Here is a 2111-nt window from a genome sequence, read left to right as displayed (position 1 = left end):
TTTTCCTCTCCTAATATGTAGCCTATACTCAACGGATTTAGTATTAGATAACACCTGTGAATAACGGAGTCGGAGAAGAATTTTTTTCGCCCAATGTTGAAACACTTTTAACTGATGGCGTTTGCTGGGTAAACGCAGTATATAGACAAATCGACGCATTATATCGGCTAATCTACCGGTAATATTAATGCCAAAACTGGAGACAAGGGCTGATTGTTTACCCAGGGTTAACATATCACCTAAATGGAGATAATAATAGGGTTTGAGCGATTTTTTTCTGATCACTGCCGAGATATTTTTGGCTACTACACTGGCTGCTTGATAGGCTGCCTGTGCTGTGGCGGGAATTAATTGTTTATTAGGATAAATTTCGGCTAGATCCCCAAGGGCAAAAACTTCGGGATAGTCGATTAATTGTAAACTGGAACGGGTTAATAATTTGCCTTGTGTTGTTTTCTGACAATCTAAATTATTGATCCAATCCTGTGCTTGGGTTCCTGCTGTCCACAATAATAAATCAATGGGGATAACTTCATTTGTATTATCTTTTGATACGGTTATGGAATTAGCTGCAACTTCCTTTAATCCTGTGTTTAAATAGAGACTAACATTCTTGGCTAAAAGGGAACGATAGGAAGCAACACGCACCGATTTAGGGAAGTTTTGCAGTATTTCCTCGTTCTTTTCCACTAGATGAACTTGGCCTTTTTTTCCTAAGCGATCAGCTACCTTACAGGCTAATTCTACCCCATTGGGACCGCCGCCAATAATTGCTAAATTAATTGAGGATTTTCCTTGAGTTTCTAATTCATGAATTGCCGTTTGTAATTTTTCCACATCCTCTAAACTCCGAAAAGTCAGCCCATAATCGGCTAACCCCGGTATAGCCGGCCAACGATTCCGCACTCCCACCGCTAAAACGAGGTAATCATAATCTATAACTTCCTCATTTTCTAAATATACTCGATGATTGTTTAAGTCAATATTACTGGCTTTTTGAGTTTTTAAATTAACCTGAGTTCCTGTTAATAATTGACGGTAGGAGGGGGCAATTTCCCAGCGTTGCAATTCTCCTGTAATTAGTTCATAGAGAAGGGGAGTAAAGAGAAAATGGTTTTTTGGTTCGACTAAAGTTATTTGCCATTGACCTGATTTTACTGCTGTTAATCGACTCAGATCGAGTGCCGTGTATAACCCGCCAAAACCACCTCCCAGAATGCAAATCTTAGTTATAGGTTTATTCATGGATTTTTATTCTCAGTTGTGTTTAAGATGGGTTTCAGTTCCGAAACTAATTGTTCTGAACGAATAATTCTCGCCGGGGGTAAAAGATGATAGTGAGTGTCAGCAAAAATAGTAGAATCGGTCTTAATATTCAAGTCTTTTGGGTCATAAATTGTTGGCACAACCCGACTTAATTCTTCGGCAGATTTGCGAATATTAGCAACGGTTTTACCATCATTTTTTGCATAAACCCAGGGCAAAGAAACCACTAAAGTCGCCCCTTTTGCTTCTAAATCTTTCTTGAGCTTTTCAATAGCTTTAATCGAGTGAGCAGAGGCAGGAGTATTAAAAGTCATTTGCCACCATTTCCCCGTTCTTTCCTTAACTATAGTCGGATCGCCTCTGTCAGTAATCGGCTCGGAATAATAACCCGTCATTCTGCCTTTAGTGAATAAATCAACCGTGGATTTAGTAACTGGACGCATCCCCGGAATACCTAATAACCAAGTATCCTCGATCATGGTTTTTAAAGGTATCCCACCTAACCCCGGTTTGCCAATAGCGACGCTAAAAGGTGCGGATCCCCAAAGTCCTTCGCCGCGATTAAAACCGTCCTCATCCATGAGCATGAGATATTCAGGAATCAGCAGAATTACGTCTCCTTGGCGCGCTTTTTCGAGAATCATAGCGGCAATGACATTTAAGCCGATATCCCCCTGTAAACCGAAGTTAACCACGGGCATTCCCAATTCTTTGGCCATTAATTCCGAATTTATGCTATAATGCGCCCCCGATCCCGCCGTGACGATTAAACGCCGCGGTCCTTCGGTACTAGCAGCGATCGCTGATTTTTCCTCGTACATCATCCGCAACCAGCTTAATTCGCC

The 2111-nt window shown here is 41.1% G+C and carries 2 protein-coding genes; both read right to left on the bottom strand.

Annotated elements, in window-relative coordinates:
• Positions 1-1245 (bottom strand): NAD(P)/FAD-dependent oxidoreductase (locus tag PX636_RS03350; protein WP_288116224.1); only part of this gene is annotated, 1245 nt, incomplete at its 3' end.
• Positions 1242-2111: hypothetical protein (locus PX636_RS03345; RefSeq protein ID WP_288116223.1), on the bottom strand; the 870-nt coding region annotated here is incomplete at its 5' end. The genes PX636_RS03345 and PX636_RS03350, both read right to left, overlap by 4 nt.

Origin of the sequence: Microcystis sp. M53598_WE2 (assembly GCF_030067735.1) — a bacterium.
In the GTDB taxonomy this organism is placed as follows: Bacteria; Cyanobacteriota; Cyanobacteriia; order Cyanobacteriales; family Microcystaceae; genus Microcystis; species Microcystis aeruginosa.
The sequence above is the reverse complement of the archived record's forward strand: the minus strand, read 5'-3'. Positions and strand labels throughout refer to the sequence as shown.